This window comes from Lacinutrix sp., assembly GCF_037625555.1.
In the GTDB taxonomy this organism is placed as follows: Bacteria; Bacteroidota; Bacteroidia; order Flavobacteriales; family Flavobacteriaceae; genus Lacinutrix.
In genome coordinates this window covers 1-22196 of the sequence record NZ_JASJHV010000057.1, presented here as the reverse complement: position 1 = coordinate 22196, position 22196 = coordinate 1, and the positions used below count along the sequence as shown (strand labels likewise).

The following is a 22196-nucleotide window of genomic DNA, read 5'->3' as shown; positions in this document are numbered from 1 at the left end:
TTAACAAGCGTCAATGTTATTCATTACTACTAAGCTAAACGTAGCCACCCACCCAGCTACTTGGTTCTCAAAGCGATCTCTAAAAGGCTCGATATTAGCACTGCTATCTAGCTGGTAAGCATCAAAGTGTAAGTTTCCGCTTCTCATTCTCTGTAAGAATTTATTCAATACTGCTAATTGAGTATTTAAAACGTCTTGCTCATTGTCGTTCCCTCTGAATATGTCAATAGTTTTAGACTTGCTTACGTCTACAATATCCATAGCCATAACACTTAAATTAAACGTTAGTATTTGTCCGTTCTCAGAAACGTTATTTACAATTATATGCGACAACGGAAATATGTCTTGCTTGTTTAAATTGACCTGTGTTATATCGCCTTCTGTTACAGTATTCACGTTTACATCTAAAAGCAAAGAGTCTTTTATTTTCTCTAATACATCGTAGTAAGCATACGCCCCTCTATGTCTATCTGGTTGACTCATTTTTTAAATTTGTTTTTTATTCTACTATTTTCTAGTTCTGTTTTCTCTTTCTTGTAGCTTAATGCATTTAAGCAAGTGTGAAAGTTTAATTGAGTTACCGCATCTATTTTAAGGACATCGAACTCAGCAAGTGCTTGAATTGAGTTATACCAGCCGTATCTCTCGCTAAAATTTGACTCTGCGTCAAGTCCGCCCCCTTCTCCGCTTCCAAAGAGTTTATCATAGCCACTGATAATTCCTTTCCTAAATTCCAAAAAAAAACCATTGAGCCAATTACCGCATCCATTGGTGTGTGCCTCATTGCATCGTGATAAGAGTCTCCTCTGTAATCTTCAATTAAGTATCTGTCCCCAGTCTTCTGTTTAATAGGTCGGTACAGTACGCTCATAACTCTGTGCATATTCTCCCAGTCACCTAGGTTGGAGTCCACGTCTATGTACTCGCCAAACGTCATCTCATCTAACTTAGGTATAAAACCAAACTCTGTATCGCCTAGCTTAAAAGTTCTTACTAATTCTGGCTGCTTACTTAAGGTGTTGTTTATTATAGCAACTACGTTTGAAACGTCGCTCATTTTAAACTCTAAAGACTCATTGTAAGGCACTCCGCAAAAAATCTCTAATACTTTCTGCTGTACAAAAACATCGCTATTTTCGTCACCTTCGTTAACCTCTAGGATCTTTAAGTATTTTACATAGTCAGACAGTGCTATCTCACTAAGTTTGTTTGGCACATTTAGTTTAATGTTCATATTAATATAACGTATTTTTTATTGTTTTTATGAAATTGTATACCTACCGAAGTTTGGTTTACTTATTATGCTATAAGTTCCATAGCGTACCGCATCAATAACGTGATTATTGCGATCTTCTGGCTTATTGGTTAAGTTCCCAGATTTGTCTTCTAGCCATTTGTAATTCCTAAACTCTTGAATAGCATTTGGGCTATCTCTTGTTATGTTTATTTTGTATCTCTTTAATAAGTCGATCCCAGCATTTACACTGTCTCTACCTTTGATGCTCGCTTTTACATTCCAACCCATACGCTTAAGCTCATCATTTAGCCTAGGCTCTGCTGAGTCCCCCCAAATTAGTTCTCTGCCAATTCCTATGTCTTTAAACTTTTTATGTATATCGTGTCCAGTCATCATAGTCTGAAAAAAATACTCTTTAATGTATAGGTCATAGTCTTTGAGCCAAACACCCACTAAAGTAGTTGGATCGTTCGTGTAACCGTAATCCAATCCAAAAGAAATAAACTTAGCATCGTCTGGTACTTTCTCAACTATATTGTGGTTAAATATAACAGACTTGCTAACTCCTTTTAATCCTAAGCCATATACTTGCCAGTACTGTTCGTCAGTTTCTTTTAGTCTTTCAATCTCAGCAACTATGCTATCGTCTAAAAAAGGATTGTCTAGATATGTAGTTCTGTAAAACTCTACGTCATCTCTGTTTAGTACCCTATCGTAAATCCAGTGATATTCGTCAGAGGGGTTGTAATCAATTATAACTTTCTCAGTAGTTCTAAATATTAACTGCTGCCAGTCCTCAAACTCCAGTTCGTTAGCTTCATTAATAAAAAGTAAATCTCTCTTACGCCCTCTAATTTTCTGAGGCTGATCCACGCTTATAAACTCAATTAAGTTTCCGTTTAAGTAGTATTCACTGTTAGACTTGTTGTGATACTCTTCTCTGTACATATCGTACTCCTTTAGTATGCTTATAAAATCCCTCATTACAGAAGCTCTAACGCTAGGGAATGTTTTTCTTGTAATCGTAATAGTCTTCTTTGTGTTCTTTAAGCAATACTGAAAAATGATGTATAGAATTATATTATAGGTTTTACCAGATCTAGTACCCCCTTGCTCCACTACAATTTTTGTTTTACTATTGAGTAAGTGCTTATAAACTACATTGGTTTTAATCCTCGGTATTCTCAATTATTTCGATTTGAAAGTTAGTAGGCATTCCGTTAGCTCCAGTGATCTCTTGCCTCTCAACAAAGCCTCTGCCCTTGCCCTTAGTCTTTAAGTAGAATATAGTAGCTGATGTATTTCCGTCTCCTATTTGTTTGTGTAACTGACTCTCTGCAAAATCTAAAGCTATGTTCTGTATATCCTCAACCTGTTTAGCAAACTCTTCGTCATCATTTAACCAGCCGTAAAAAGTAGTCCTTCCTACTCCTACCGTACGACAAGCCGTTGTAACTATGCCTAAGTGTTTTTCTAGCGCTTCTATTATTGCCTTTTTATGTTGTTCGGTTTTGTTCATATTAAATTCCTTTTATAGGTGCTTTTATTATTGGGTTTAAGTCAAAGTTCTTTTTTTTCTTGCCTCTCTGCGTAGTGTCTATCTTTACTATTTTTGAGCCCCACTTCTTTTGCATTAGTTTTATTTGATCCTTCTCTCTGCTCATTGTTCTATAGTCGGCACAGCCCCCTAAGTTTCCGTGGTCTTTCTTTACTAGACAAGCATAGTTAATTCTTAGTATTTTTCTGTATTCATTTAGATTCTGCAAACAATAGTCGTAATCGTCTTTTAATGGCAGTCTTTCGTCAAACCTTAATTCGTTATTTAAAAAACCCATAAAGGAAGCTGACACAGTATTAGTTAAACTAAAAGGCGAGTATTCTCTATAACTACCTTTGTCCCCTAAGATATTAACGCCCCATAGCTTTGCTCCAACCTCTTCGCACATATCAAAGCCTTGCTCTATCCACTCTGTAATGTTGTTTATTGTTTCTTGTTTCGGCTTACCTTCTTTTATGTTCCAGCGTTTTATCGCCTCCAAATCATCGTCAACTATTAAGCCTTTGTCTCCTATATAATTGTCAAGCATATAGTTTCGAACTCTTGCAATGTTTCCTTTTATACTGTCTGGCATAACCTCTACGTTGTACCCTAGTCTTTTGTAATCATCTGCTTCAAACTCGTGAACACAATAAATTACGTCTTTTATTATTCTGTGAGTCTTAACTCCCTTAGCTCTCTTGTAGCTTGGTGCATATATTTTCATACGCCTTTGATTGGTATTTTAAATTCAAACCTTGTTTTGTTCCAGTTCATTATTTTATCGCCCCACTTATTGTTTAACATAGTAGCATACACCCTTCTGTCGTCATTTGTGTAGCCTATTACGCTATCTTTGCCACCGTCATCACCATAGAACACAGTTGCATATTGATTGTCCTTTAAAAGCCTTCTATTTAAGTTTAGCTTTTGTACCCAGAACTCTACGTCTTCGTTTATTTTAAATCTCTCGTCGTATCTTAGTCCGTCATTTTCACAAATTAACGTGCTTCCAAATATAACTTTGGTAAACGAAAAAGGTTGATAGTCTTTGAGCTTCATATTGTCAAGCGAGTAATCGACTCCAGCGTATTTTATGCCAGAGTCTTTAGCCATTATATATATTTTTTCTAACAACTCTAAGGTTTCTTCTCCAGAAAGGTCTTTGCTTTCTTTTTTTCTTTTAACCTTTACTAGGTCATCGTCAATGATCCAGCCATATCCGTCCTCTTGCTCTTCTTTAATTAGATCTAAAATAGCATTTCTTTTTTTAGCTACCGATCCATCTCTGCTATCGTCAATAGTCTGAACGGCATCTCCGTATCTTTTTTTGTATTCACTCTCTTGGCTTTTAGGTACAATTATTTTACCGCAACCCAGATACTCGTATGTTCTAACATTGTTCGCTCTATTGTAAGAGGGTATGTATATGTTATTCATCTTTGATACTTCTTAAGTATTTAGCGCCATTTAAGACGCGCCCTATGCCCTTAGACCAAGGTTTGCCATTCGCTCTCATTGAATGCACTGATCCAATATCAAAATGAGTTTGTGCTGACAGCCAATCGACTTCCGAGTCAAAAAGCAATACAACGTAATTATGCGATTCGTCTAAGTATTCGCTAAACTCAATCTCTTGCTCCTCTACGCCAGTAAAGTCTTCTATGCTTGGCACATCAAGTCCCCAGTCCTCCAGCTTATCCACGTCCCATTCGTTTGCTAACGTGTCCCAGTCCCATTCGCCAAAACCAGAGTTGTCTTTTATTATAAACTCTTTTTGCTGCTCCTCTGTTAAATTGTCAGCCTTAATAATCCAAACCTCTTTTAGCCCAGCTTTTTGGCAAGCCTTTAGTCTCATATTGCCGCCCAGCACAGTCATTTCTCCATTGACTACAATTGGTCTTATTTTAAGCATTTCTGGAAAGTCCTTTATGCTTTGTACTAATTTTTTAAACTTATCGTCTTTAATAATTCTAGGGTTGTCTTTGTTCCCTTTGACTTCTGTAATTTTTACTAGTTCCATTAAATTGTGTTTTGTAATTCTTTAAACCTTTTTGCTACACTTGTAAACGCTTCTTTTTTTATCTCTTCTACTGTATTTTTTATCGACTCTCTGTAATCTAAAACCTCTTTGTCAATATCGTCTTTTAGTCCTAAATTGTGGTGTTTAATAATCATCTCTTCGCCCTCTAGCTCAATGAGTATCATCTGAAAGGCTTTATAAAATTTATGTTCGTACATCTTTACAACTTCAAACCCCTTCACTGAGTGCATAGCAGTAGCGTGATCTTTGCCTAGATATTCTCCTATCCTTCGCCAAGTATGCCAAAACTCTTCTCTAGCTATCTTGCAGAAAACTACTCTTGCATTAACGTTCTCTCTTGTTCTCCTTGTATCAAGCACATCTACGTCTGTGTAATAAATTATTCTTTCTCTGATCCACTTGTAGTTAAATATCTCTCTTTCTGTCATTATTTTTTTTTATAGTGTCCCCTTAATTATAAAGTCATTAATATCAAATGCATCGCTCTTGTAGTATTCATATACTTTTATAGCTCTAGCTACTTCTTGCTCTCCTCTTTCGTAAAAGTCTTTTGACACGTCCCAGACTGCAATGTCTAGATTCTTTTTGTCAATGCATAAAAATTTAAAATCCTTATAGTCAACGTTAAATAGCTTACAATAAATGTATACTTGTAGATAATAACGATACTTTGACGCACTTTTATCAAAATTCTTTACATCAATCGTAGTTTTAAGGTCAACAAGCCCCCCATTATTTTTTAGTATATCTGCTTTAGCTCTAAAAGGATAGCCTTGTAAATTACCTATTGCTGGTATTTCAGTAGAGCTATCTCTCATTAACTCCATAGCCGTATTGTTTTTGCTCATTGCATCTACTAAACGCTCTGAGTCGTTTTTTTCTTTCATTGTAAACACGTCTGGATATTCAAGCTTAGCTTCTTTAAACTTTTTAGTGTTCTTACTTTGTACATCTACAAAAACCACGTCATCTATTTTTTCTGGTTCTAACATCATAGTGTGAAACAGCCATCCGTCTCTTAATGCTTGACTGTTCGACTCTTGTCCGTATTTAGTGATATAGTGATATGTTTTTGGGCTATCCAACAATAGCTTTAATGCACTAGACGAAAAGGCAGCCTTGCCTAAATATCCGTAATAAAATTCGTCTGAGTAGCATTTTTGTTCTAGCTCCTCTATTTTATGCTCTGTGTTATCTAATAGTTTTATCTTCATTTTGTATAATTTTTTCTAGATTTTCAACTCTTGTTTTAAATGCTTCAATTTTTAAGTACATTTGTGAGATAACTTTCTCTAAGTTTGCTATCCTTTGTACTTGTGATGCTTTTGCTTTTCTCATAGTTTATTTTTTAAGAAGTACATTTCTCTCTCTAAATATTCTAAAGCTTTTTCTAAGTCTTGGTATTCATTCTGCTTACGTCCAGCTCTTATAATGTATTTAATAATGTTACCCCTGTTAAAATTTAACCCGTAATCTTGTATAACATCAATAACGTCATACTGCATTTTGTTTTCGTAATATTCTGGCTTTATCATATAATTGCATTATCTAATTGTTCTATCAAATCCCTTATTTCGCTTCTCTCAAACTTGCCTTCGATCTGTGCGTTGTAAGTTTTAAAAGTAAGTTCGTAAATATCTCTCTCTTCTTTTTTGTCCACTTTGCCTAAGTGCTTAATTTTTAGCTTTAATTTCATTATAATATTTTTTTAAATTGTTTGTACTTGTCTTTCAAATATTTGTCCTCTTGCTCTACTGCTTGTTTTGCCATTCTATAAAGTGAGGGTATATCGTTTAGCAGCTCCCTTGCGTCCCATTCAATTTCAGTATATCCGTCTTCTGGATTGTAGCCTATTGCTTGTATGTGTACCACTCCATTGGTAGAGTGTAATTGTGTTGTTGCTTTTATACAAAATTCTTTCATTGTTTTTTTTATTTGGGGTTTTTAAGCCCCCGTTGATATTTATTATTAATTTTATTTTTAAACCTGTACGTTGACATTTTAATTTATTTTTAAGCTTATACGTTGACATTCCAGTAATATTCGCAGCCAGAGTCTTTAATCGGTGACTCCATAAAATATGATTGCCTGTACTTACTTGGTTCAGCTTTGTGTCTGTAACAAGTATATTTGCTTTCGCATCCTTTACCTTCGCACATTGTAATATCTGCCATAACTATTATTAATTGGTGTTGTGTTATTATTATTGTTACAGGCAATTTATTGCCTTTTATCCTTTACTTTATCACATAAAGAGCAACATACTGCGCTTACTATTGTACAGTTTTGCATTTGAATTGCTTAATTGTACGCCTAATAAAACGGATCTTCGTCCCAGTCTTCAGGCCATATTTTTTTAGCTATTACTTTGCCGATCATCATTACTGCTATAGCTACTGCTACCCACCCTATTGATTCAATCATTTTCTAATTTTTTAAAGTTTCTAATATCTCTAAGCATATCTTCGTTTAATTCCTGTATCGCTTCTTTCAAGAAATACGCATCGAAGTCATCAATGTATATAAGGTCTTCCTCTTCTCGGTCAGTGTACCTTAAGTATTCAACTAAAGCATCTTTTAAGTCTGAGTCATAGTAATACACATCTTCGTTTATACTTACTCTGTTTGGCTCAACTGACGCCACAAAAACTGAATATCCGTCCGCAGTTGACTCTTCGTAAATAAAATAGTTTACGTCTGAACTCCAGTTATCTGTTAATCTAAAGTTGTAATAATCCATTACTTTTTGTTCTAATATCTCATATGTCTCCATTGTTTTTTTTTTAATTAGTTCTAAAATACCACCAGCCTTTGTCTCCAAAGTTGTACTCCATCTCTTCTCCGTTATAGCCGCTAAAGTGATGCCCGTAACCATCTACGTAACAATTCTCTGCCGTTTTCTCCCAGTCAATAGCTAACCAGCTAGGAGTTTCTATATTGTAGCAGTCTTCTGTTACTTCTTGTATCTCCTCTACGTATATTCTCCAAATCTCACTGTCCTGTATAAATCGGTATTCTGTACCGTCAATTTCTTGGTAAAAATCGCAATCTGTCTCTAGCTGATCTGCAAGCTCTTTTGCTTCCTCTCTGTCTACGTTAAGCTCTAGCTCTATGTGTATAAACTCTAATACTTCTCTGTTAATTGTTTTCATTGTTTTTTTTTTGTTGTCCCAAATTTCGTCTATATTGGGTACGCTTTTGTTAAACATTCGTCTGTTTCTGTAAACTCTGCGTGTTCTCCGCAATCCGCACATATACCAGCTTCCCATAGGTTTTCTGCTCCACAGCAGTCTGACATCATATTAAGTCGTATTGTTTACAAGCGGTTGAACAGTATGTTTCTCCGTCTGTTTCGTTCCCACAGTGGTAACAACTGCTAGACTCTTCTGGCTCTTCGTAGTAATTATTTTGTCTCATTGTTTTGTAATTTAATTTTTAACTCTAAATTCTCGTGTCTAAATTTATTAACTTGCTTTTGCATAGTGTGACTCTTTATCTCTAAGTCGTTAGCATATATGTATATCTCAAATAAACACTTTGCTAAACTGTCTAGCTTTTTATTGTCTGGCTTAGCTTCCTTCCAAGCTATAAACTGTTGGCTTATCGCTGTAAAATTGGCTTCAAATAATTGCTTATTTAAGAGATCCATTAGCTAAGGTATTTTAACTTAACTAGCTCCCACCAATTTAAGTGAGCCCACTCTGTTTCCGTATAAATTTCTATTCTGCCAGTATCTAAAACTAGGCAATGTAATCCGCTGGGTAAAATCTTGTGTGTCATTGTTTTAATTTTTAAAGATTAATAATATCAATGTTTCTTTTTAGAGGGTCTTCCTTTCATACCTTACTTTATGTTTCACTAACTTAGCACTAAGATACAACAAATAGACGTTATCAACAAGCTTATTAACACTTTATTTTTCTTTGCCTTTAAAATAATTGTCCCAAACCCCAAACTTTACTGGCTCAACTTCGTACCAATTTATAATGCTAGCTTGTTTTTCTGTAAGCATAAAAGTCTCTTTACTCACCTTAGTGTTGTCCCACATTGTAGTTTTAGGGCATAACAACTCTTCGCCCTCTGGCATAACTAAATTGTTTAGCCAATACATATAGTTACCTTTTGGATCGTTAACAAAATAAATTTTAACAACCTCACTAGGCAAGCTCATTAAATTCTCGTGCTTCTTTTTTTCTATTAGCTTAGTCTTGTAGTATTTATTTCTGAATTTCATTTCTATAACGCAAGGGTTTCCTTTTGGCGTTTCTCCAATAGCATCATAAAAAGTATTGTCTTTTCCGCACCACTTAAGAGCCCACCCGTCTAGGTTTAAGAGATCAACTGTTGCTTTCTCGTACTTATCAATTATGCTCATTCAGTAGGTCTTTCTATGCTCTCAAAATGAGTATTTAGTTTATTAATCATATGTTGGTAAATCTTACCATTGCAAGTACAAGGCTTACTATATTTTTTATTATAAACTTCTGCATAGTATTTAGCCACCATCTTAGCCTCCGATCCTTTTAAGTCTCCAGTCTTTTTTCTAAAGTCCTCCCAGTTACTGTATTGTTCTAGTGTCATTTTCTTTTTAATTTAAAATTGTCTAATTTATCTCGCCTCTCTTCGCACCCACAGTCTTCGCCCCAGATCTGCTTCACAAGCCATTTTACACCTATTGCTTTAAATATTTTTTCTAGTAAGCTCCCTATTTTCATATTTGTTTTTTATCTCTTCCTTTATTAATAGTACTGTGTTTCTTAGTGAAAAATAGCCTATGTTTGAGTGTCTGCTTAAAGCACTGATACTTACGTTGTTTAAAAAAACGTCTTGAAATATCTGACTAAAATATAGCTTTTTCATATCGCTGGCATTTAGTATACTGCTATCTAGGTCTATGTCATTTTCCTTGATCCACTCAAAAACGCACTCTATTTTATCCACTACTTCAGTCTCGCTGTAAGCCTCTTCGCTGCTTTCATTTATGCTTTCCTCTGTTTCAAAAATAAATCGTTTTTCCTTTCTTTTTAAATCGAAAACCATATTTCGTAATATAACATAGCACCCATAAAAATTAGGCTGATCTTTATTAAAAATGTAATCTGTTTCCTTGTCGTGCATTTTAAGGTAGAACTCTTGCACAATATCCTTTGCAGTGTCAATATTGCAACCAAGCTCTAAAACGTATTTAATCCAAAGCCTATTGTATTTATGTAATATTTCCAGCATCTTCTTTTACGTAAGTTATTGAAATTAAAACAACTGCTAACATAAGTTGTAAGGTAATCTGTTTCCCTTCCTGAATATCTTCCTCGTTATATAAAAAAAGAAAACCCAGCCCAGTTATAAAAGTGAACTGTATGGCTGGATTAAATTTGTCTGTTGTCGCTAGAAGCCCTATCAGTAGGGCTGCACAAGCAGTAAAGATGTATATAAGCATAATAAATTTTTTACTAATATACGCATTTTATTTTAAATACTTTTTAAAAACTTATTAGCCTTAGTGTCCTCTTCTATTTTTTTAATTAAATTTTGATCCTCAACAGAAAACCCAACGTTATTTTTAACAGAACGCAATGGCACTGGAAAGTCCAATGGTGTAGGTCTTCCGCCAGTTTCTACTTCTTTAACCTTTCTCACGTGTATTTGAGTAATCATAAAATCAGTAGGATGCTGAACGTACCTATGTATAACCCAAAAATCGTCAGCTCTATTAACAAACTTAGCGCCCCCTTCTACGTCTCCAGATTGAGGCGGTACTGGGTATCCAGCATATTTATGCTCAAACTTGTGCAATATTCTTATAGCCCCAGTATTTGCGTGTACATTTAACCAGATAGTTATATTGTTCTGTTTGCAGAAAATTCTAAACTCAGTAGTAGCTTGATAATCGTATTCGTGACCTCCAATACTCTTCATTAACTCTGGGTCTTTTACTATTGAATTATAAGGGTCAATCATAAAACCGTCATAGTCCCAAGCATCTTTGTATGCCTTAGCTAAAGAAATTAAGTCTCTGTATGTATATAATTTGTCTGGCGATATTATTTTAAAGTGATCGTCTATAAATTCCGTATGCTCTATAAATTCAAGCTCGTCAATCATATTAATAGGCTTATTTGCTAAATATTCCACTAGCTTTCGCACTATTGAATGTGGCTCGTTCTCACTACTAAATACAAGCCATTTCTTTTTGTGTTTTATTGAATAACATAGCATTAAAAATAACACTGCTGATGTTTTACCTACATTAGCCTGTCCTAAAATTACGTTAAAATTACTAGGCTTAAACCTTATATGCTCGTCTATGTCTGGAATGTCTAATCTTAAACCCTCTTTAATGCTTCCATTACGTATCTGTCTGAGCTTCTCTATTGTTTCGTGATAGTTTATTGTCATTGTTTTTTGTATTAAAAAAGGCTACCTTTCGATAGCCCTATTATTAAAATGGTAAGTCAGCTTTCTCTCTGTCTGGCATATGCTCCTTAGCAGTTACTGGTTTTTGATAGCCTTCCGTGGGTTTGAAAAATTTAGCATACATTTTGTTAGGATCACTTTTAGCTTTCAATATATCAAAAGTTAAAAATCCGTTGTTTTTCTCAGCCGTTTCTTTGTTCTCTTTTAGCCAAGCAATCATCTCGTCAGCCTTAACTGATACGTTTGTTACGATAAAGTCAAACTTGCCTTTTCTTGCAAATAAGAAATTCATAAATTCTGTGTTGTTGTTTTTGTCATTCATAGTTATTATATTTATTTATTTATTAATCCAGTTATACATTAATTCTGCGTCATTAATAAGAGTCTCAACGTCCGAAACTCTTTGTTGGTGAAAATTAGATGACGCTATTATGCAGCTTGTCCTTACATTTAAGTAAAGATCTTGACGCAGCCATTCACCCTTAACCTCTTTTTTGGTTTTAGTGTCTTCTCTAAATTCGTCTAGATCAAAAGACTCCTCTATGTATTCTTTGACTGTTTTCAAGTCTTCTCTAATTAATTTAGCATTATACATATCTTCATTAGTAACCGTATATTTTACAGTGTCCCCAACAGACCCGCTAAATTCTCCTTTTGAGAAAAAAGTGTAAGCTCTCCCGTCTTTGAAAGTAACTTTAGTTTTTTTCATTCCGTTCCACTGTCCTTCTGGATCGAGGTATTTTATAGTTCCGCTTTTCATATTATTTTATTTTAAAGGATTCGCTTTCGTCTTCTCCAAAAACCCCTAGTTCGTAGAAGCCTGTTAATTTCAGTACAGCTCTGCTCATAGCCCTCTTCTCAGCCATCTCTGGAACGTACCAACTGTTTGTGTTTCCGTCTTTGTAATTGTCTCCTTTTAGTGCTGATCCAAAAGTCTCTATTTTTTTACCGTCTTTCTCTGCATACGCTTTAAATACCGCATAGTTAGGTTCACATCTCACAACTTCGTAAGAAACGCTCATTTGTTCCAAAGCTTGTATTTTGTCAATTCCTTGGCGGGTAATAATAGTGTAGTGCTGATGCTTAAAAAAGTCATCTTTGTCTAGGCTATACTTTTTGTACAGCTCCATTAATTTGTCTTTGTTCATTGTTTATTTATTAAAGTTAAATTGTTTCGATACTTCAATTTGAGCTTCTAAAAACTCAATTCTTTTTTCTAATGCATCTACTCTTGCATTTAAATAGTCTACTGTGTCTGGGCTGGTCGCTCTTTTAACGTCTTCTTTGTAAGTCATTTTATATCTCTTCAAATAAGTCATACGCACTTCCGTACATTCCTGAAAGTAATTGCAAGCCTACGACACAGCCGTAAGTCAAATTACTAACGTAGTCGTTTTTTTTCAGCTCTTCAATAATAGCTTCTGTCCTGTAATCGGTTTCGCACTCTTCAGTAATAGCTTCTGTCCTGTAATCGGTTTCGCAAGTCAAAAGAGCCTTGTAGTCTTCTTTTAATCTGTCATAAAGATTGTTCATAATGTTATCTGTTTTAGTGTTTTATGTTTCAAATCTACAAAAAATAAACCATTCGCCAAAGTTATCAACAAAAAAAATAACTAAAAGTTTTTTAATTCACTAATAGTCATAACTATAATAATAAAAAAAAACCGCCCTTATACGGTTGTAGCGTATAAAAACGGTCATTTAAAACAATGATAACAAACCAGCAGTCAGAAACTGGCTATGCAAATTTAAGCTAAATTAAGTCTTTAACCAAATTTTCGTAATATTTTATTTTATCTTGTAACTCAACGTCCATTACTTTACTAGTTTCTCTGCTCCTAACAAGCATCTCTTCTGCCGTACCAGATCCGTATTTTATATCCAAACCTATGCTAAATTTATATTGTTCTCCGTACTTATATACATTGCAACCGACGCATTGTACTTGACAATTAACTTCGTTCCATCTAGTAGATAAGTTTTTTCTACTCATAAAATGTCCGTTCTGCATTCCTTTGCCCTTCCAGTACTCTTGTTTTCCACAAGTGAAGCATTCGACAATTCCATTGTCAGCCTCTCTAAGTCTTATGTACTGAGAAAATACATTGTCTAGCTTTTCAATTAATTTCTTTCTCTTGCTTTTCTTTGCCATTATCGTTTATTTTTTACAAAGTTATAAAAAAAATGCGAAATTGTTTTTTTCTTTGGAATATTTTTACTTTTTTCTATTATAGGCTATTATAGGCTAGTCTATTATAGGCTATTCTATTATAGGCTATATATATATAAAAAAAAACTATTATAGTCTAGGCTATAATAGACTCTCATATGTAGTCCACTTTGATTATTGCTTCCAGTATTTACTTATTTTCTCCATTGACCTAGCGCCAAAGTAACCGCCATAAACAAGTAGGAGCAGTGAAGACAGTAGATTTATCCACTCCTTGGCTATTTTAAAGCCTTGTAAGCAACTATCTAAAATTATATATAGGAATAGACTAGCCGTTAAAAAAGCTAGGCTTAGAGGCCTTATATTCTTGCTTAGCCAACTATCTGACTGCATATCGTATTGCCACCTCTTAGTAGTCTCTTGCATTTCGATCATATCAAAACGAAGTTCTTCTAGTAATATCTGCTTGTCTGTTTCAGAAAGTGTTTTATTTGTACTGATCTTATCCGCTAACAACTCCAGAGCCTCAATTCCAGTAACGTTTCCAGCGATTTTAAGTATTTCTGGTGCTACCTCCTTCCCTTGTTTTACAAGCCATCTTAAAGCATCTCCTACTCTTGTTGTTCCGTTTTCTTTTTTATAGTCTGGCATTAATATCTGTTGCTTATATTTTCGTACTCTTTTGTAGCATCAAAGCTAGGACATTCTTTGTTAGAAAAATCTCTATGTCCGTAGACAGTTCCACCGTAAGTATCTTTTAATTCACAAATTAAATTTACTAAAGACTCTTTTTGTTCATATGTTCTAGTGTCTTTTGCAGACTTCATTTCTGAGTCCATACCCCCAATATAGCATACTCCAATACTGTCAGAGTTGTGTCCCTTAGCGTGTGCCCCTTGTCTTTCAATCGGTCTACCAGAATGTACCACTCCGTCAATAGTTATAATAAAATGATAGCCAACGTCAGACCAGCCTCGCTCCTCAACGTGCCACCTTGTAACCTCTTCTGGCGATACGTCTCTACACTCTGGAGTAGCAGAGCAATGTATAATTATTTTATTTATTGTTCTCATTTTTTTTAATATGAGTTTCGTATATTTTTTGTGCTGTATATCCTATTGATAGTAATAGTAATATAATTTTTAGACTGTTTTCTATATGCGTAAAGCTCACTCCGAAAGTGACTGCGTTTAAAATTCCTATTTTCAAATCTTGTACTGTCATTGTATTTTATGTTCTAAATAAGATACGCCCATAAATTCGTGACACCCTTCATTGTCTAAATCTACACTGTAAGTCTTCCAACCGTAAGGGTGGTTTTCTAAATCCTTCCATAAGACGTCAATGTGAAATTTCTCACTAAATACTGGTTCCTTAATTATTTGCGTTTCTGCATTTTCGTTTAATTCGTATTCGCCATTTTCTAAAATTATATACCCTAGTTTAACAATGCAATGATTGTGCGTTGGGTACTCATTACCTTCAAAGTCAATTTCAATGCCTAAGTCAGAAATTTTTTGTAAAGCTTGCTCTTCGCTTTTAAAATTATATTTTCCTATTTTCATAACGTAGTTAGTTCTATTAATTCACTGTCTGTTAAAGATTCGTTGTAAACACTAGCCTCATAAACGTCCCCTTGAAAAGGGTTTGAAGTTGTATATCCAGCGTTGAATGAAAATTGACTTATACCGTTTAACGTTCCCGCGCTAGTGGTGGCTACATTTACGCCGTTTATGTAAATCTTCAAACTTCCGTTTCTTTCCCAAGCTACAGCAATTCTAAACCTCTGTTGGTCGTGATTATAACTGTAACTGAAAGATGGTGGAGCTGGTGCAAGCCCAACTTGTACTGATAGTTGACTGCTGGATGAAAATTGAAAAACAATTCTGTTATATCCCGAGGAGCCTTGTAACTTTATCATTGAAAGATTAGTGACGTTCTCTGCTTTTAAATCCAAAAATATAGTTCCTTTAGCAGCATTGTTTAGTAAAGCCGTTGAAGATATTTGGTCTCCTTGTCTTGAAGCAGTAAAATTTAAGGTTGGTATATAGCTTGAAGCTTTCGCCGCTAAAGACTCGAATTGAGCCCCCCAAACGTAAAGCCCATCTACACCATTGCCTAAAAATGTTTGACTTTGTTGATCGAACACTGCAACCCTTAAAATTGCGGAAGTAGCTCCTAAGCTAACTATTGCATTTATTTGTAACCTGTACCAGCCGTTTCCGTAGTCTTGGTACTCAAAAGCTGTTCCTATTGTAGTTCCAAATGTCTCCAATGTATCTAAGTCAAATTTAACCTGAGCAATTGTGCTAAAAGGCGAAGCAGAGTATGCCAAAAGTAACTCAACCTGACTGTAACCAGCCTTTTTTACAAAAACAGAGTAAGTTGATGAATAGCCATAGCCAGAACCAGTTATTATGTTTTGTACGTGATGGAATGTATTAACTGTATTTGGTATTATTTTATCGGCTCTTTCTACTCCCTTTGGGTCTATAGTATCGTTTCCTGTGACGCTTAGATTTGATTTTATCCAATTATTTTGAGTAAAATCTTCTGAATATATTTGTAAATTAGTTCTAGTTTCTTCACTCTTTAATCTAGGGCAAGAACTGTTTAGCCAGTCTAATGACGTGAGCCCTGAGAAAATTGGCTCTATTAGTCCATTCTCAGCAACTCTACTAGATCCCGTGGTTCTGTAAAAACCTAAGTCATTATCGCTATTTGCTGGTAAAAATGTAAATATTCTATAAGGTGCGTATCCGCTTGGTATTAATGCAAAATATGGTTTCTTCATTATCGTTCTATTATTATTGAGGTACTAGCTGAGTACCACCATTGTCCGTTTACTTGCAATCTTAAAGTAACAGTTTCTCCTTTGTTTATTTTTACTGTACGAAAAAAATCTAACACAACTGTTTCTCTTACATTATTGCCATAAGTTGCCGTTTGACTTCCTTTTAAAACGTTATCCACATAAACGCTTAAAGTTAAAGAGCTTCCGTTAGGAAACTGCCTAGAGCTATAAGGCATTGAGGAGAACATAAATTGACTAAAATAAGCGTCATAAGGTACTGGAATGCCTCCATAGGCAAACGGAAACGTCGTTGTACTACCAGTGTCATACAAAGTATATGTAGAAACTCCACTAATATAATGCCGCCAAGTTACGGTCATTTTTTCAGTAGTTAAACCTCTCTCAGTAAACTGTCGTGACCGAGCCGTTATAATTCTATCAGTAGAAGTCATTTATTTCTTTTTTCTCCTTATTAAATGTTTTCTTTCTTTTTTTAAATAAGCTATTAACTTATTAAAATTTTTCTTTTTTATTTTATACGGCATAAATTATCTATAAAACCCACCCTACAAAGTTAGCGTCTTTGTCTGGGTACATATCTGCGTTTTGGTTTGTGTTATACTCTGGAAACAAATTATTATTAAAGCACATATAATCAATAAATCGTCTAGTATAAAACTCTGCGAAATTTCTGTGTCTTTGACCTAAAAAATCCACTTCTGTTTTTGAAGGGCTTTCTGAGTTTTCTGACTTATGCTTAAATAGCCCTCCGTTTTTTAATTCATAACTAGCAAATGGCAAATAATCGACCATAGCAAAGTGTATTAGCATAGGTTGTATGTAATCATTTACTAACGCTAAGTAGTCTCCAGTAAGCGTGTTATTTAATATATCCGCAGAAATTCTATCATATAAGCTAGTGCCTAAATAGTTCTGTATGTGCATCTGTTGTGCGATCCTAATAAAGTAAATAAACTTATCCGTATCGACGTTTCCGTCTATAATACTGTTTTTTACTAAATCTTGTCTTTTAATAAATAATGCTGTTGCCATATTATTTTCTCCAATAGTTATTTTTAGCTGACGCAATCTGCGCGACCTCTGGTGCGTTTACTGGCATTTTAGCTTCCTTTCTTAAGCTAGGATCAAGCTCCATTATTTTAGCCCTTGCTTCTGCCACTGAAATTTGTTTGTTATTTTTTCTTAGATAAGTTCTACGTTCCCAGTAATGAGAGCAGTTAACTCCACCCTTGTAAAGCCATATATTGTACGAGCTTTCTCCGCTAGGCGCAAACTGTGAATTATCTGAGCTTTGCTTGTCTAAGTCTTCCTTTCTGTAAACCTTATCTGCTGATAGCATTTTATCACAAAAATCTCTAGTTTTTCCTTCTGTTGAACGCCCAGTAGTATATTTGTATCTTACTTTTAAAATCGACGTATCTTGTTCACTAACTTTAGCTGGACTACTTGAAATCGCACTTGCAAATTTTATACTAGAGTTTAATTTATCGTCGTATTCATTAGCTGGTCTAGTATCTATAAGTTCATATTCACTTAAGTCTTCGTCTTCTATATTCATTAACGAATTGTAAATGTCACTCTTTAATCTGTCTATGTCTTCCAAGGGCACGCAATTAGGCACTTCTTTGCCGTCATTAATCTTAGTTCCGATTTGCTCATATCCGTCCCAGCAAGGTGCCTTAAGTTGAGTAGAAAGCTTTTCTCCAGTCTCCTCTTCGACTTGCTCCTTAGTCATTGCATTTTCTAAGTCTATAAATTCTAAAGGTTGTAGTGTTCTAAAATAAAGGTTTAAAGTTATACCGTTAAAAGCCAGTATGTTATCGAAAGCACCTATTAGCAAATTTTGAAAAGGTCTAATGACCGTATTATCCATTAACACGCTTGCAGTCTTTAGCTCCTCTGCGTTGTTACCCAAACCAGTGTTGTCTTTAATTCCTAAAAGCATAGGGCTTATAATTCTATGGCTAACCATTACTTTGCTCATAGACTCTTCGCTCAAAAACTGATACTGCTGATGTGCGTCGCTTAATTGAACTGGCTCGACAGTAGCACCAGACTCATTGTTATCGTTAAAACTTAAGATAAAGCGACCAGCATTGCTAGAACCGCTAAATTTTTCTCGTATTTTATTCTCAATTATACTTCGCTCCTCTTCGTCTGGTATTCCATTGTTAAAGTTAATTAACATACTAGGTGCTAAACCGTTCATTATATTGTTTAAATGGTAGTTAGCAATTTCCTCTTCTAGCTCAGCATACTGTAAACCCCCTTGGTAATCTACTGGTGAATAGTAATAAAAACCAGCTCTATAAGGTTTAACACAGTAAATTTCAATGTTTTCTTTAGAAGTGCCAAACGCTGCTAGTCTTTCTGGCTCGTCAGAGGGCTTCACTTCGCTCCAATCCGCCATATAGTAGTATGAGTCGACTTCTCCTTCTTCGTTCGCCTTACCGCTTCTAAGAGTTTCTATTGGAAAGTGAGCAACCTCTATTATTCTTGTATGTTTTTTATTATACACAACTTGCATAGCACATTGTCCCATTAACTTCAAGTCGTATGATAGTTTTCTTACGTCATCGTCTTTTAGTAAAGACTTCATTTGCGCATACTCGTCTGGTCTTTTATTGCTATTTGTAGCATCAATCCCTCTGCCGAATATCATTTGGCTAATACCATTAATAGCTGCATTGTTAGTTGCGCTTCCATTGTACCTATCAATCAAAAACTGGTAGTAATTATTGTCTTCTCCGTATGCTACCCAGTTCTTGTTTTTATACTCTTTAACCTCTGGTGTAGTATAGGTGCTTAAATTTACAATTCTTATGCTCATATTATTACGTAATCGTTATTATAGCTATCTTCAGTAATATACTGATCCTTATTAATGCTGTAGTAGTTATTTGTTGACTGATTAACATACTGGTTAGTACAAAAAACTTTGTCTTTGTATATAATATCATTGTTTATGGAGTTAATTAATTCCAATGTATAAAAATTATTTTCTACTAAAGTACCAAACTGTCCATAAAAAGTTAGATAGTTTCCTTCTATTGAAGTTGTTGATCCGACCTCTATTGTTACATTTGTTGTTTCGTTTCTTAGCCTTGCCGTCAAATCACTTAGTATGAATTGTCTGGGTATGACGTAAAAAGTCTTGTCTCCACTCGTGCTTATTAACTTCATATTAATATAACGTTTTTTTTTAAAATTTTGCACAAAAAAAAGGGCAACCGTTAAGCTACCCCTGTTTTATTCTTAATATTACTTTTAAGCCGTAATCTGAACTGTAGAAGTAACCGCAAAAACAATTGTAGGATCTACAAATAAAGCTGGTAAAGTTTCTTGCGCAGCCATAGTCAATGTAAATCCACTTAAATCGCCCATAGCAGCTCCAGTAACGATAGTTCCACCGCTACAGTCAGCGCCATTATAAGCTCCTACTAAAAAGAAGTTTCCGTTATAGTCTTCTACCATAACGTGAGGTCTAGCTTTAACTATCTCAATTAACTCTTGTTGAGTAGCTAAATCTAATTTAGTTAATGTTAAATTTAATGTCTGCTCGTAAAAAGCAGTCCCGTTTTCTCTACTAGAAGTAATAGTCTGCTCTAAGCTAGAGTTTCCTTTTACATCATATTTGTAAAATTCTAATTCTGGTGAAGCGTTACCGAATCCAGTAACCTCGCCAGCTGGAGCTGTCAAAGTTCCCATTGTTCCAAAGTCAGCGAAATAAGCAGCTTTAATGCCACCTACGCTATCTTTACAAGGTACTTTACGTCCAGTGTTTAATAAACAAGCCATATATTTTTTTGTTTTAAAATAAAAAAGGGTAGGCGAAAACCCACCCTTTAAAATTTGATTAATTATTTGTTATGCGGTGTAGTATACAATTTCGCTACCAATGCCGTACTCAACGCCAGAAGTAAATCTCATTATCATACGTACATTTTGTGAACCGTCAAGGTCTGACATATCCAAAACCTTCACTTCATTAGCATCTGAAAGTAACCCAGTCCCAAAGAATAAGTTAGATCGTTGAGCTAATACCATATTGTTGTCAGCTAATCCATTAGCAACAAAGATATTAATTCCGTCGAAAGACAAACCGCCAGATCCGTTGTACCATTGTGTACCCTTGTCATCTGTACCAGCAGCACCTCCAGTTAGCAGTGAAAATCCACCTAAAGCTCTTACATAAGCTTTTGCTATATTCTGCGAAACGTATAAAAATAAGTCGTCAGAACCGTAAAGTGAGCTAGGTAGTAAGTCTACTGTGTCACCCATCTTAGCAATTACGTTAGTTGGTGTAATAGCAGCTGTTGTAGGTACATCAATTACAGTTGCATCAGCTAAAAATTTAGTTGTAAATCCGTCAAATTCTCCAGCATTAGCAGTAACGCCTCTCCAGATATTTTGCTCAGTTTTCTCAGCTACTTTAGCAGCTACGTAAGCGATTAAATAATCTGCGAATTTAGGTGGTAAGTTATCGTAAGCCGATACACCCATTTGCATAGCCTCCCAGTCAGAACGGAAGTCTTTTTTACAAAGTTGTAAGTTTACTTGAAACTCTTCAGGCGTTAAAATTCTCTCAGTTAAAGTTACTACGTCATTCTCAGTAGTAAAGTCACAAGTTCCGTCTACGATAATAGATCCAACTGCAAGTTTCTTAATTACTTCTTGGTATTTTACATTTGATTTGATTGTGACACCACCATTAGCTAGTGTGTTTCCAGAAAATAAAGCAGCAGCTATATATTCTCCAGCAAATTCTCCAGCATATGTCGTACTCAATCCGTTTAGCGATCCGCTTGGGTTAGCTACGTCTCTTAATTTTACGTTTTTTCTCATTATTATTTGTTTAGTTTATTTAATACTCGGTCTAATATTGTTTCTTGTCTGTTTTCTGACAATTTAATGCCACTTCTTTTTGAGGTTTGCTTTTCTGGTGAGTGTCTGAACTTTTTGCTCATTTCTGTTTTCTCTTCTTTCTCCTCTTTCTTTGGAGCTTCCTCGAATTTCTTTTTAAGATCTTCAATCTCTTTCTTTACCTCTTCAATCACTGGAGCAATTACCTCAACAACTGCGTCAACAATAGCAGCAACCTCTGGTGCAATCTCTGCTGGTACCTCTGTCTCGATAGTTTCGTCCTCAGCCTCAACCTCAACGTCTTCTGCTGGAGCTTCTTCGCTACCAATAGAAGCAATAATGCCCTCCTCTTCAATAATTAAAGCACTTCCGTCTTCAAGCGAATACTCGCCAATAGGTAAAGCTACTTTGTCATCTTCTGTAACGATAAAAACAGACTGCCCAGCCTCAAAGCTTTCTGCCTCGATCACTGTGCCATTGTCTAACTTCATTTCTGCTAACTTTACGTCTGCATTTAGAAGTTTTTTTATCTTACTTAACATCTCTGTTGTTTTCATATATATATTTATTTAATTAATTCCTTGTAATGTAATCTAAGTTAATATTTTCAAGCTCGTCAATTACCGCTTCTGCATCTATGTAAGCATTTTCTAGCCTATCTATAAAGTCTGGGTAAATTTCACCAACTTGTGCCTTAACTTGGTTGTAAACTTCATTCTGTGTAACGTCTACTCCTAACTCGTCAGCTAATCTCTCATAAGTTATTAAAGCATTTTCACCGTCAATATACCTATTTTTAAAGTCTTCCTCTTGAAAGTTCTGCGTATCTAGGTATTTAGTCTCAAATTTAGCTATCTCATTTTCAAAAGCCGCAATGGAGTTACTTAGTTCATAAGAAGCTCCAGCTAAATCATCTGTAATCCTAAAAGCAACTTGGTCTACTTCATTTAAGTCTAACCAGTCTTGTAAATCGCTTACTGCTGATAGCTCAGTTTTCTGCTCTTTAGTTATTTTCTTTAATATTGCAAATACTTTATTATCCATAGTTTGTTTTTTAATATCCAATTGCTAACTCTCTCGCCTCTCTTAAAATGTCGTCATCAAATAAAACTCCTA

Annotated in this window: 39 protein-coding genes; all 39 read right to left on the bottom strand. The window is 35.0% G+C overall.

Going from position 1 to position 22196, the window contains the following annotated elements:
- Entirely contained in the window at positions 1–483 is a 483-nt protein-coding gene (locus tag QNK89_RS04550) for a hypothetical protein (RefSeq protein WP_340169775.1), read from the bottom strand.
- A gap of 103 nt (positions 484–586) precedes the next feature.
- Positions 587–1234: a hypothetical protein gene (locus QNK89_RS04545; RefSeq protein ID WP_340169774.1), complete on the bottom strand. Its 648-nt coding sequence runs from the start codon at positions 1232–1234 to the stop codon at positions 587–589.
- 27 nt (positions 1235–1261) lie between these two features.
- Entirely contained in the window at positions 1262–2356 is a 1095-nt protein-coding gene (locus tag QNK89_RS04540; protein ID WP_340169783.1) for a PBSX family phage terminase large subunit, read from the bottom strand.
- 49 nt (positions 2357–2405) lie between these two features.
- Entirely contained in the window at positions 2406–2756 is a 351-nt protein-coding gene (locus tag QNK89_RS04535; protein WP_340169773.1) for a helix-turn-helix domain-containing protein, read from the bottom strand.
- 1 nt (position 2757) lies between these two features.
- Positions 2758–3501 carry a hypothetical protein gene (locus QNK89_RS04530; RefSeq protein WP_340169772.1) on the bottom strand — a complete coding sequence of 248 codons (744 nt, stop codon included), beginning with the start codon at positions 3499–3501 and terminating at the stop codon, positions 2758–2760.
- Positions 3498–4214 carry a hypothetical protein gene (locus QNK89_RS04525; RefSeq protein WP_340169771.1) on the bottom strand — a complete coding sequence of 239 codons (717 nt, stop codon included), beginning with the start codon at positions 4212–4214 and terminating at the stop codon, positions 3498–3500. Before QNK89_RS04525 ends, QNK89_RS04530 begins: the two co-directional genes overlap by 4 nt.
- A complete protein-coding gene (locus QNK89_RS04520; RefSeq protein ID WP_340169770.1) occupies positions 4207–4797 on the bottom strand; it encodes a ParB N-terminal domain-containing protein in 591 nt (196 codons plus the stop codon). The genes QNK89_RS04525 and QNK89_RS04520 overlap by 8 nt, the downstream gene beginning before the upstream one ends.
- The gene (locus QNK89_RS04515) at positions 4797–5246 is read right to left on the bottom strand and encodes a helix-turn-helix domain-containing protein (protein ID WP_340169769.1); all 450 of its coding nucleotides are present in this window, start codon (positions 5244–5246) and stop codon (positions 4797–4799) included. The genes QNK89_RS04520 and QNK89_RS04515 overlap by 1 nt, the downstream gene beginning before the upstream one ends.
- Positions 5247–5255: 9 nt before the next feature.
- Positions 5256–6032, bottom strand: coding sequence for a PD-(D/E)XK nuclease-like domain-containing protein (locus tag QNK89_RS04510; RefSeq protein ID WP_340169768.1), 777 nt, complete (start codon positions 6030–6032; stop codon positions 5256–5258).
- Positions 6010–6156, bottom strand: coding sequence for a hypothetical protein (locus QNK89_RS04505; RefSeq protein WP_340169767.1), 147 nt, complete (start codon positions 6154–6156; stop codon positions 6010–6012). Before QNK89_RS04505 ends, QNK89_RS04510 begins: the two co-directional genes overlap by 23 nt.
- On the bottom strand, positions 6153–6353 hold the full coding sequence (locus QNK89_RS04500; RefSeq protein WP_340169766.1) for a DUF3310 domain-containing protein: 201 nt from the start codon (positions 6351–6353) through the stop codon (positions 6153–6155). The genes QNK89_RS04505 and QNK89_RS04500 overlap by 4 nt, the downstream gene beginning before the upstream one ends.
- Before the next feature lie 160 nt (positions 6354–6513).
- Positions 6514–6741 carry a hypothetical protein gene (locus QNK89_RS04495; protein ID WP_340169765.1) on the bottom strand — a complete coding sequence of 76 codons (228 nt, stop codon included), beginning with the start codon at positions 6739–6741 and terminating at the stop codon, positions 6514–6516.
- A 95-nt stretch (positions 6742–6836) separates the two neighbouring features.
- Positions 6837–7037, bottom strand: a complete 201-nt coding sequence (locus QNK89_RS04490; protein WP_340169764.1) for a hypothetical protein — start codon at positions 7035–7037, stop codon at positions 6837–6839.
- A gap of 197 nt (positions 7038–7234) precedes the next feature.
- Complete coding sequence (locus QNK89_RS04485) at positions 7235–7591, bottom strand: hypothetical protein (RefSeq protein WP_340169763.1); 357 nt, start codon at positions 7589–7591, stop codon at positions 7235–7237.
- 10 nt (positions 7592–7601) lie between these two features.
- The gene (locus QNK89_RS04480) at positions 7602–8027 is read right to left on the bottom strand and encodes a hypothetical protein (protein WP_340169762.1); all 426 of its coding nucleotides are present in this window, start codon (positions 8025–8027) and stop codon (positions 7602–7604) included.
- 194 nt (positions 8028–8221) lie between these two features.
- Complete coding sequence (locus QNK89_RS04475; protein ID WP_340169761.1) at positions 8222–8467, bottom strand: hypothetical protein; 246 nt, start codon at positions 8465–8467, stop codon at positions 8222–8224.
- Between the two features lie 264 nt (positions 8468–8731).
- A complete protein-coding gene (locus tag QNK89_RS04470; RefSeq protein WP_340169760.1) occupies positions 8732–9193 on the bottom strand; it encodes a hypothetical protein in 462 nt (153 codons plus the stop codon).
- Positions 9190–9399 carry a hypothetical protein gene (locus QNK89_RS04465; protein ID WP_340169759.1) on the bottom strand — a complete coding sequence of 70 codons (210 nt, stop codon included), beginning with the start codon at positions 9397–9399 and terminating at the stop codon, positions 9190–9192. The genes QNK89_RS04470 and QNK89_RS04465 overlap by 4 nt, the downstream gene beginning before the upstream one ends.
- Positions 9400–9498: 99 nt before the next feature.
- Positions 9499–10044, bottom strand: coding sequence for a hypothetical protein (locus tag QNK89_RS04460; RefSeq protein WP_340169758.1), 546 nt, complete (start codon positions 10042–10044; stop codon positions 9499–9501).
- Positions 10025–10255 (bottom strand): hypothetical protein, encoded by a 231-nt coding sequence (locus QNK89_RS04455; RefSeq protein WP_340169757.1) that lies wholly within the window; start codon positions 10253–10255, stop codon positions 10025–10027. Before QNK89_RS04455 ends, QNK89_RS04460 begins: the two co-directional genes overlap by 20 nt.
- Before the next feature lie 32 nt (positions 10256–10287).
- Positions 10288–11214, bottom strand: coding sequence for a hypothetical protein (locus QNK89_RS04450; protein ID WP_340169756.1), 927 nt, complete (start codon positions 11212–11214; stop codon positions 10288–10290).
- A 43-nt stretch (positions 11215–11257) separates the two neighbouring features.
- Complete coding sequence (locus tag QNK89_RS04445; protein WP_340169755.1) at positions 11258–11554, bottom strand: hypothetical protein; 297 nt, start codon at positions 11552–11554, stop codon at positions 11258–11260.
- 15 nt (positions 11555–11569) lie between these two features.
- Complete coding sequence (locus QNK89_RS04440) at positions 11570–11992, bottom strand: hypothetical protein (RefSeq protein WP_340169754.1); 423 nt, start codon at positions 11990–11992, stop codon at positions 11570–11572.
- A gap of 1 nt (position 11993) precedes the next feature.
- Entirely contained in the window at positions 11994–12380 is a 387-nt protein-coding gene (locus QNK89_RS04435; RefSeq protein ID WP_340169753.1) for a hypothetical protein, read from the bottom strand.
- A gap of 3 nt (positions 12381–12383) precedes the next feature.
- Positions 12384–12527 (bottom strand): hypothetical protein, encoded by a 144-nt coding sequence (locus tag QNK89_RS04430; RefSeq protein ID WP_340169752.1) that lies wholly within the window; start codon positions 12525–12527, stop codon positions 12384–12386.
- Between the two features lies 1 nt (position 12528).
- Positions 12529–12720, bottom strand: coding sequence for a hypothetical protein (locus QNK89_RS04425; RefSeq protein WP_340169751.1), 192 nt, complete (start codon positions 12718–12720; stop codon positions 12529–12531).
- 265 nt (positions 12721–12985) lie between these two features.
- Entirely contained in the window at positions 12986–13384 is a 399-nt protein-coding gene (locus QNK89_RS04420) for a recombination protein NinG (protein WP_340169750.1), read from the bottom strand.
- Positions 13385–13576: 192 nt separating this feature from the next.
- Positions 13577–14053 (bottom strand): hypothetical protein, encoded by a 477-nt coding sequence (locus tag QNK89_RS04415; RefSeq protein WP_340169749.1) that lies wholly within the window; start codon positions 14051–14053, stop codon positions 13577–13579.
- Positions 14053–14475, bottom strand: coding sequence for an N-acetylmuramoyl-L-alanine amidase (locus QNK89_RS04410; RefSeq protein WP_340169748.1), 423 nt, complete (start codon positions 14473–14475; stop codon positions 14053–14055). Before QNK89_RS04410 ends, QNK89_RS04415 begins: the two co-directional genes overlap by 1 nt.
- A 147-nt stretch (positions 14476–14622) precedes the next feature.
- Positions 14623–14967, bottom strand: a complete 345-nt coding sequence (locus QNK89_RS04405; RefSeq protein ID WP_340169747.1) for a hypothetical protein — start codon at positions 14965–14967, stop codon at positions 14623–14625.
- Positions 14964–16196, bottom strand: coding sequence for a LamG-like jellyroll fold domain-containing protein (locus QNK89_RS04400; RefSeq protein ID WP_340169746.1), 1233 nt, complete (start codon positions 16194–16196; stop codon positions 14964–14966). Before QNK89_RS04400 ends, QNK89_RS04405 begins: the two co-directional genes overlap by 4 nt.
- Positions 16196–16648, bottom strand: a complete 453-nt coding sequence (locus QNK89_RS04395; protein WP_340169745.1) for a hypothetical protein — start codon at positions 16646–16648, stop codon at positions 16196–16198. Before QNK89_RS04395 ends, QNK89_RS04400 begins: the two co-directional genes overlap by 1 nt.
- Positions 16649–16748: 100 nt before the next feature.
- Entirely contained in the window at positions 16749–17249 is a 501-nt protein-coding gene (locus QNK89_RS04390; RefSeq protein ID WP_340169744.1) for a hypothetical protein, read from the bottom strand.
- Between the two features lies 1 nt (position 17250).
- Complete coding sequence (locus QNK89_RS04385; protein ID WP_340169743.1) at positions 17251–19047, bottom strand: hypothetical protein; 1797 nt, start codon at positions 19045–19047, stop codon at positions 17251–17253.
- Positions 19044–19331 (bottom strand): hypothetical protein, encoded by a 288-nt coding sequence (locus QNK89_RS04380; RefSeq protein ID WP_340169742.1) that lies wholly within the window; start codon positions 19329–19331, stop codon positions 19044–19046. The genes QNK89_RS04385 and QNK89_RS04380 overlap by 4 nt, the downstream gene beginning before the upstream one ends.
- Positions 19332–19484: 153 nt before the next feature.
- On the bottom strand, positions 19485–20015 hold the full coding sequence (locus QNK89_RS04375) for a hypothetical protein (protein ID WP_340169741.1): 531 nt from the start codon (positions 20013–20015) through the stop codon (positions 19485–19487).
- A gap of 69 nt (positions 20016–20084) precedes the next feature.
- Positions 20085–21062, bottom strand: coding sequence for a hypothetical protein (locus QNK89_RS04370; protein WP_340169740.1), 978 nt, complete (start codon positions 21060–21062; stop codon positions 20085–20087).
- A 2-nt stretch (positions 21063–21064) separates the two neighbouring features.
- The gene (locus QNK89_RS04365) at positions 21065–21637 is read right to left on the bottom strand and encodes a hypothetical protein (protein ID WP_340169739.1); all 573 of its coding nucleotides are present in this window, start codon (positions 21635–21637) and stop codon (positions 21065–21067) included.
- A 16-nt stretch (positions 21638–21653) separates the two neighbouring features.
- Positions 21654–22124 carry a hypothetical protein gene (locus QNK89_RS04360; protein WP_340169738.1) on the bottom strand — a complete coding sequence of 157 codons (471 nt, stop codon included), beginning with the start codon at positions 22122–22124 and terminating at the stop codon, positions 21654–21656.
- Positions 22125–22196 lie beyond the last annotated feature (72 nt).